Raw genomic sequence first — 7,899 nt, forward strand, 5'->3', positions numbered from 1 at the left:
CCTCAGCTGGCCGCTATACGTCCCGGCTAATGTTCAGTTCTGTTCATAATATAGCCAAGTCTGTCTGCTACAGCGTTTCCCCAAGCAGGGTCCGGAAACCGGCTGCATCGAGAAAGTCGGACTCAAGCTTGATCAGGTTGCCGTTATCTGAGGTGAAAAACACAAAAGACGGCTTCTGGTCGGAAAGGAAATAGTAGTAATCCCGCAGCTCGTCTTTCCAGCTGCCGAATTCCGTGCCATGGGCAACCACCTCCCGGAAAGACGCTACCGCCGCTTCTTCGCAGTCCTGGTCCGGCTTCATGCTCATGACTGCTTCGAAGAAGTCAGCCAACTCACAGCCCCCGGTATCCAGACCATTTTCCACAGTGAAGCTGATGTATTGCTGGCCAGACCTCCTGGAGTACTTCATCAGCAGGATGTCGTTGTTCTGACCCAGTGACCCCACAATAACGGGAGAGGGGGGTGCCTGAAATTTCATGCCGGAATAGACCGCTGTGAGGGTCTGGCTCGCCTGCGCACAGCCGGCAATAGAGGCTATGGCCAGGCAACCAAGGAAGGTAAGTATCTGCTTCATGTCACAATCCCTGTTTTGCCATTTCTATCTTGCTTCGGTAGGTAAGCGCGACGCGCTGGCGACAGGTCTCGTAGACTTGGGCATCGCCGGCGGAGATGCTTTTTCCGATTCTGGCAACTTGCTTGACGATGTACTTCGCATCAGGGCGGCCGGAGAGCGGACGCGGTACAAAATCCATTGCAGCAGAACAGCTTTGCGCTTCTTCAAGCGCCTCATAAGCAATGGCTGCCATACCCTGGTTGACTGATCCGGGAGAGGTTGTCCCTTCGCCCCAGAAATAGTTGATGACTGCGGAGATATGCTCGCGTTGCTCGGATTGCATCGGATCTTTCCCTGTAATCTTGGCCCGTCCTGGGCAGAGACGTTGAAATTACAAGGATTGGCCGATGCAGGCAACTATAAGGGCCGCCAAGGCCGGCACTGGTAGGCGGCCAAACATGGCGGCGTCGAGCCGTCTCTGTTGTCATTGTGTGGGGGTCTTACTCCAGAACCGCCGGCCAGTTGTCATCCGCCTCACGAATGTGCGCCTCCGGGTCTTCCAGCCACTTCTGCTGGACCGACTGGTTGTAGTTCAGGTAGAGACGGCCGCCGCGGATGGCCCAGTGTTGGGGGTCGCCCTTGGCGAGGTAGCCCTGGCTGACGGCCCAGGCGCAGTAGCCGCCGTAGGCGGGGGCGTAGCGTTCGGGGTCGGCCTGGAAGCGGGCCAGGTTGTCGGCACTGGCGAAGCGCCAGGTGGCACCCTGGTATTCGGTGGTGTATTCGCTGGAGCCTTTGACGGGCTGGCCGGTTTCGAAATAGCTGACGGTGTCGTAGCCGCCGGCCCCGGTGTTGCTGAGCAGGCCGGTGTAGACCGGGGATTCGGCGGCCAGGGCGCCGGAGGTTAGCAGCAGGGCGGTGGCGAGCAGGGCAAGGAGTCTGGTCATGGCATGTTTCCTTTCAGGTGAAGGCGACATGGGATCAGACAACACAGTTGGCGTTTTGTTACACCGCCTTTTTGTCTTCGGTGTCCGACCCGGTCTCGCTCTCCGGCAGGTAGACGTCCCGCACCGTCAGCGGCTGGCCGTCGGCATCCTGAACCTGCATGGGCCGGATCGCCCGGCCGGTGGCCCGGTCCCGCAGGTTCAGCGGTGCGCCCTCGGGTGCCGGGTTCCACTTGTCGCCCCACTGGCGCAGGGCGATCACCACCGGGAACAGGTCCCGGCCCTTGTCGGTGAGACGGTATTCCTGGCGGGAGCCGTGCTCACCCACTTCCACCTTCTGCAGCACCTCGTTGTCTACCAACCGGGCCAGGCGGTCGCAGAGGATATTGCGGGCGATGCCCAGCTCCTGCTGGAAGTCGACAAAGCGGCGGGTGCCGTACATGGCCTGCAGCACGATCAGCAGCGACCACCAGTCCCCCACTTCATTGAGGGCCCGGGCGACGGAGCAGTTGGAATCATCGAAACGTTTTCTGGCCATAGAGGGGAGTCTACCGAATAGGGTTGCATTTTAAAACCAGACTGAATAGGGTTGCTTTACGAAACCAAATTAAATAGGTAACGACACAGTTACCGGATCACGCCATCGGTGATGGCCGCTCTGGAGGTTATGATGTCCCTGAATCTTGGTCCTCTGTTTGAACCCTTTGAACTGGATTCCCTGAAGCTGCGCAACCGGGTGGCCATGGCGCCCATGACCCGCAACTTCTCACCGGGTAACGTACCCGGCGACAACGTGGTGGAGTATTACCGCCGCCGTGCCGAGGGCGGGGTTGGCCTGCTGATCACAGAGGGCACCACCGTCAACCATCCGGCCGCCAACGGCTACGAGAATGTGCCGGCGTTCCATGGCGTCGATGCCCTGGCGGGCTGGAAGAAGGTCGTGGACGCAGTGCACGAGGCCGGCGGCGCCATCTTCCCGCAACTGTGGCACGTGGGCGCGGTTCGCAAGGCTGGCATGGAGCCGGATCCGAACGTGCCGGGCTACAGCCCTTCCGGCCTCTATGGTCCGGGCAAGCCCAACGGCAAGGCCATGTCGAAGGAGGATATCCACGACGTCATCACCGCCTTTGCCGACGCCGCCCAGGACGCCAAGGCGCTGGGTTTCGATGGTGTCGAGATCCACGGTGCCCACGGCTACCTGATCGACCAGTTCTTCTGGGAGGGCACCAACCAGCGTGACGACGAGTATGGCGGTTCGATGGCCAACCGGCAGCGCTTTGCCATCGAGCTGATCGAGGCGGTCCGGCACCGTGTCGGTCCGGACTTCCCCATCATGCTGCGTTTCTCCCAGTGGAAGATGCAGGACTACAACGCCCGCCTGGCCAGCACGCCGGAGGAGCTTGAGCAGTTCCTCAAGCCGCTGGTGGAAGCCGGTGTGGACATTTTCCACGCCTCCACCCGGCGGTTCTGGGAGCCGGAATTCGAGGGCTCCAACCTCAACCTGGCGGGCTGGACCCAGAAGCTGTCCGGCAAGCCCACCATGTCCGTGGGCAGCGTCGGCCTGACCGAGGACTTCATCAGCGGCACCTTCGCCAGCAAGCAGGAAGCGGTGCAGCAGGCCGGTATCGATGAGCTGGTGGAGCGCATGAACAACGGTGAGTTCGACCTGGTGGCGGTGGGCCGTGCCCTGCTGCAGGACCCCGAATGGCTGATCAAGCTGAGGGAAGGCCGCGCCGGGGACATCGAGCCGTTTGCGAAGAAGTCGCTGACGAAGTTGTACTGAGTTCGGCCCGGGCTTTCCTTCCGGTAATGATGGCACGGCGCCCAAGCACGTATGATGGGCGCCATGTCCAACCAACCCGGGAGGGAGTGATGAAACTGTTTCAGCGTTTTGCAGTGCTTGGCCTGGCGGCCGTGATGATGGTGGCCGCCGGTTGTGCCACCGTGGGCCGGGATTTTGCCACCCACAAGGTGGAGGAGATCGAGATCGGTGAGACCACCCGCGCCGAGATCGAGTCCATGTTCGGTGAGCCCTGGCGCACCGGCGTGGAGGACGGCAAGCGCACCTGGACCTACGGCAAGTACCGCTGGTCCGCCTTCGGCGACGCCGAGACCACCGACCTGGTGGTGCGTTTCAACGAAGATGGCACCGTCGCCTCCTACGTCTACAACACCACTGAATAGCCCTCTTTCCGGAGCGCCGCCCCCTCAGGCGGGGCTCCGGCTTGCCAGTGCCTGGATCTGCTCCGGGCTCAGGCTGTCCACCAGCGCACCCCGGAACTGCCAGTTGATGAAGCGCTCGGTCTCCTGCTGGATCTGCTGCCGCTGCTGGGGTTTCTCGATGTAGTCCATGGCCCGGAACAGGATGTAGCGGATGGTCATGCCGGAGATCTCGTGGATGGTGGCTGAATCCAGCCCCGGCACCAGGCCCCGCTCGATGATGTCTTCCGCCATTTCCCGCGCGCTGGCGGTCAGCTGGCCTTCCAGAGCCCGCCGCAGCAGGGGCGAGGGGCCGTGCAGTTCCCGCACCGCCACCGTGGTGGCGGCCGGATTGGCCAGGAAGTAGCCGTACACGAAAGCCACCGTCTCATGGGCGGCCTGGTCCGAGCTTTCCGCCATCCGGCGCAATTCCCGCACGCCTTTTTTCATATCCTCGGCAATGTAGCCCAGCACGAACAGCCCGAACTCGTCGAGGTTGCGGAAATGGCGATAGAAGGTATTGGGATTCAGTCCCGCTTCCCGCGCCAGCTCCCGCAGACCCAGGGAGGTCAGGCTGCGGCTCTGGGTGATCAGCCGCAGGGCCGCCTGCACCAGTTTCAGTTTGCCGCCGGTCAGCACGCTCATCGGGACGCCTTGTTGTCAGGGTGGGCCAAAAGGCCATTATTTGAACAACTGAAGTATACAGTCGTCTACCTGGGGTGTATACATTTGTCTACCGCCAGGTGGCGCCGGTCCCCCCGCCGCCACGCTGGACCAATGGCGCATCCGACAATCACCCGTATTCACGCAGAATACGCGCTGCGAACAACGAGGTAGCAATGAACAAGACCACACCCCTCGCCATCATCGGCACCGGTTTCTCCGGCCTGGGCATGGCCATCAAGCTCAAGGAGGCCGGCTACAGCGACTTCGTGATCCTGGAGCAGAGCGACGACATCGGCGGCACCTGGCACGAGAACCACTATCCGGGCTGCGCCTGCGACGTGCAGTCGGCGCTCTATTCGTTCTCCTTCGAGCAGAACCCCAACTGGTCGCGGATGTTTGCCCAGCAGAAGGAGATCAAGGCCTACCTCAAGCACTGCGCCGAAAAGTACGGCCTGATGAAGCACATCCGCCTGAACACCCACGTCGCCGGCGCCCGCTACAACGAGGCCAGCCAGACCTGGACCCTGGAAACCGTCGACAGCCCGAGCCTCTGGGCCTACATGAAAGCCCGGGGCCTGAACCCCGGTGATGAGCTGGACCGCAAGGATCCCGAGCTGCCCGCCTTCGACACCCTGAAGACGCCGATTCTGGTGTCCGGCATGGGTGGCCTGAGCACACCGGCCTACCCCAACATCAAGGGCCTGGACAGTTTCACCGGCAAACGCTTCCATTCCCAGGACTGGGACCACGAGTACGATCTGAAGGGCAAGCGGGTAGCGGTGATCGGCACCGGTGCCAGCGCCATCCAGTTCGTGCCGGAAGTGGCCAAGGTGGCCGGCCGGCTCGACCTCTACCAGCGCACCCCACCCTGGATCATGCCCAAGCCGGACCGGGCCATCACGCCGGTGGAGCGGGCCCTGTTCCGCCGGGTGCCGCAGACCCTCAACGCCCTGCGCAACAGCATCTACTGGATGCTGGAGGCCCGGGTGCTGGGTTTTGTCATCAACCCGAGGGTACTCAAGCTGGGTGAACTCCAGGCCCGCCGCCATATCCGCAGCCAGATCGCCGACCCGGAACTGCGCCGCAAGGTGACGCCGGATTTCCATTTCGGCTGCAAGCGGGTGCTGATCTCCAACAACTATTACCCGGCCCTGGCCCAGGACAACGTCGACGTACTCACCGACGGCATCCGTGAGGTTCGCGGCAACGTGATCGTGGACAGCAACGGCACCGAGCGGGAGGTGGACTGCATCATCTTCGGCACCGGCTTCAAGGCCCAGGATCCGATTCCCCGGGGCGTGGTGTTCGGCCGTGGCGGCCAGGACCTGCTGGACGCCTGGAAGGACGGCGCCGAGGCCTACAAGGGCACCGCCGTGGCCGGTTTCCCCAACTTCTTCATGCTGATGGGGCCCAATACCGGCCTGGGCCACAGCTCCATGGTCTACATGATCGAATCCCAGATCCAGTATGTGCTGGACGCCGTCAAAAAGATGGACCGGGAAGGCTGGCAGAGCGTGGAGGTGAAGGCCGACGCCCAGAGCCGTTACAACACCTCGGTGCACGCCAAGCTGGGGAATTCGGTGTGGCAGACCGGCGGCTGCAAGAGCTGGTACATCAACGAGAATGGCCGCAATACCACGCTGTGGCCGGGCTTCACCTGGCAGTTCCGCCAGCAGACCCGCAGCTTTGACGCCGAGCAGTTCATCTGCCAGCCCGGGCGCCAGCCGCTGCAGGCGCCGGCGGGTGTAACCGCCTGAGGCGGTTCAGGGCCCAGCCGGTTCCGTCGGCGTGGTGGTGACCGGCGCCGGGCTCAGCAGGTAGCGGGCCTGGAGGTCGGCCACCAGCCTGGACTCCCTCGCCAGGAAGGCATTGAGGCGTTGGATCACGTCGGGATAGCGCAGGCTGGAGAGGTAGTACCGGCTGACTTCGATGGGCAGCAGCTGCGGCGCCGGCACCAGCTGGTCGCCGATGTTCAGGGTCTGGAAATGATAGCGTGCCACCGGCATGGCCAGATTGATGGTGTCCACCCGGCCGCTGAGCAGCATCTGGATCAGGCTGGTTGGGTTGGGGGCGGTTTCCAGCTTGAGCTCGCCCCGGGCGATGGGTTCGCGGAACTTCCAGGGAGTGAAGCCGGCGATGGTGCCGTAGCTCCTCATCTCGCTGGGCGTCATGTCGCGGTCTTCGGCGCGGACGAAGACCGCGTCGGTGAACTCCAGCAGCGGATCCGAGTAGTGGATCGTCCGGCCCAGCTTCAGGGGCAGATTCCAGTTGGGGTTGTCCGGCACTGCGAAATCGTAGTCGCCCTCGAGGTATTCCAGCATCATGCGGCGAATGGGCCGCAGCCGGTATTTGAACTCAATGCCCTCGGAGCGGGCGAAGGCGTCCAGAAGGTCCCGGACATAACCGGTGTAGTGGCCGGTATCCACATTGGCGCTGTAGATGGGGAAATAGTTGATGTTCTGGACCACCACCGTGTAGGTGTTGGCCTGGGCCTGAGACACCAGCAACCAGGCCAGCAGCCCGAGCAGGGTGGCACGCAAGCGGCGGTCATGCAGGTACTGAATCAGGGCCATGGCTCACAGTCTGTCCCGATCCGACAGCGTGACAGAAGGTCTGCCGGGGGATCGGCAATCGATCTTCGGTGCAGCCATTATGCGCCCGCCGGCCGGCTTTGTCAGTGGCCGGCGGGTTACGGATCAGGCCTTGGGGGCCAAAACCCCCGCCACCTCAACTGACAAGGGTACCGCCATCCACCGCCAGGCACTGGCCGGTGATGTGACGGCCGGCTTCGGAAGCCATCAGCACCGCCGCACCCTTGAGGTCCTCCTCGCCGCCGAAGCGGTTCAGCGGAATGCGATCCAGCATGGTGTCGCCCTGGGCGTCCAGCAGGCCCTGGGACATCTTGGACGGGAAGAAGCCGGGGCAAAGGGCATTGACGTTGATGTTGTGGTGGCCCCACTCCGACGCCAGCGCCCGGGTGAAGTTCACCACCGCGCCCTTGCTGGTGTTGTAGGCAATGGTCTTCATGGCCTCGGGGTTGCCGGACAGGCCGGCAATGGAAGCGATGTTGATGACCTTGCCGGCCTTGCGGGGAATCATGCAGCGCTTGGCCACGGTCTGGGTCAGGACGAAGACCGCGTTGACGTTGAGGTTCATCACCTTCATCCAGCCCTCCGGCGGATAGTCTTCCGCCGGGGCGCCCCAGGTGGCGCCGGCGTTGTTGACCAGGATGTCGATGTCGCCAAGGCCGGCGACGATCCGGTCCACCACCGCCGGAATGCCCTGCAGGTCGGACAGGTCCGCTGACAGGGTCATCACCTCGATGCCCAGGTCCTTTAGGTGCTTCTCGGCCTCGTCCAGTTCGTGCTGCTTGCGGGCGGTGATGGCCACCTTCGCCCCCATCTCCCCCAGGGCTTCGGCCATCTGCAGGCCCAGGCCGCGGGAACCGCCGGTGATCAGTGCCACCTTGCCGGTCAGATCGAACAGTTGCTTCACACTCATGTCAGGCTCCTTGGTTCAGGCGGCGCCGGTCAGCAGCTG

At 63.0% G+C, this 7,899-nt stretch carries 10 protein-coding genes; 3 read left to right on the plus strand and 7 right to left on the minus strand.

What is annotated here, in order from left to right; all coding sequences use genetic code 11:
• Positions 1-67: 67 nt before the first annotated feature.
• The 4 genes from R3280_RS08200 to R3280_RS08215 form a co-directional block, all read right to left on the minus strand.
• Positions 68-574, minus strand: a complete 507-nt coding sequence (locus R3280_RS08200) for a hypothetical protein (RefSeq protein ID WP_318998108.1) — start codon at positions 572-574, stop codon at positions 68-70.
• A 1-nt stretch (position 575) separates the two neighbouring features.
• Positions 576-896 (minus strand): hypothetical protein, encoded by a 321-nt coding sequence (locus R3280_RS08205; protein WP_318998109.1) that lies wholly within the window; start codon positions 894-896, stop codon positions 576-578.
• A gap of 157 nt (positions 897-1,053) precedes the next feature.
• On the minus strand, positions 1,054-1,497 hold the full coding sequence (locus R3280_RS08210; RefSeq protein ID WP_318998110.1) for a YHS domain-containing (seleno)protein: 444 nt from the start codon (positions 1,495-1,497) through the stop codon (positions 1,054-1,056).
• Positions 1,498-1,555: 58 nt separating this feature from the next.
• The gene (locus R3280_RS08215) at positions 1,556-2,032 is read right to left on the minus strand and encodes a helix-turn-helix domain-containing protein (protein ID WP_318998111.1); all 477 of its coding nucleotides are present in this window, start codon (positions 2,030-2,032) and stop codon (positions 1,556-1,558) included.
• Positions 2,033-2,164: 132 nt separating this feature from the next.
• Here R3280_RS08215 and R3280_RS08220 point away from each other — a divergent pair, with 132 nt between their 5' ends.
• Entirely contained in the window at positions 2,165-3,277 is a 1,113-nt protein-coding gene (locus R3280_RS08220; protein WP_318998112.1) for an NADH:flavin oxidoreductase, read from the plus strand.
• Positions 3,278-3,366: 89 nt separating this feature from the next.
• The gene (gene bamE, locus R3280_RS08225; RefSeq protein ID WP_318998113.1) at positions 3,367-3,678 is read left to right on the plus strand and encodes an outer membrane protein assembly factor BamE; all 312 of its coding nucleotides are present in this window, start codon (positions 3,367-3,369) and stop codon (positions 3,676-3,678) included.
• A gap of 24 nt (positions 3,679-3,702) precedes the next feature.
• On the opposite strand, the gene R3280_RS08230 is transcribed toward bamE, so the two are convergent.
• Positions 3,703-4,338 (minus strand): TetR family transcriptional regulator, encoded by a 636-nt coding sequence (locus tag R3280_RS08230; RefSeq protein ID WP_318998114.1) that lies wholly within the window; start codon positions 4,336-4,338, stop codon positions 3,703-3,705.
• Positions 4,339-4,532: 194 nt separating this feature from the next.
• On the opposite strand from R3280_RS08230, the gene R3280_RS08235 reads away from it, so the two are divergent.
• Positions 4,533-6,116, plus strand: coding sequence for an NAD(P)/FAD-dependent oxidoreductase (locus R3280_RS08235; RefSeq protein ID WP_318998115.1), 1,584 nt, complete (start codon positions 4,533-4,535; stop codon positions 6,114-6,116).
• A 6-nt stretch (positions 6,117-6,122) separates the two neighbouring features.
• Here the strand turns inward: R3280_RS08235 and R3280_RS08240 are convergent, their stop codons facing one another.
• Both R3280_RS08240 and R3280_RS08245 read right to left on the minus strand, forming a co-directional pair.
• Positions 6,123-6,932: a transporter substrate-binding domain-containing protein gene (locus tag R3280_RS08240; protein WP_318998116.1), complete on the minus strand. Its 810-nt coding sequence runs from the start codon at positions 6,930-6,932 to the stop codon at positions 6,123-6,125.
• Positions 6,933-7,086: 154 nt separating this feature from the next.
• Positions 7,087-7,860, minus strand: coding sequence for an SDR family oxidoreductase (locus R3280_RS08245; RefSeq protein ID WP_318998117.1), 774 nt, complete (start codon positions 7,858-7,860; stop codon positions 7,087-7,089).
• Positions 7,861-7,899: the final 39 nt, after the last annotated feature.

The organism is Marinobacter sp. (assembly GCF_033722195.1).
In the GTDB taxonomy this organism is placed as follows: domain Bacteria; phylum Pseudomonadota; class Gammaproteobacteria; order Pseudomonadales; family Oleiphilaceae; genus Marinobacter.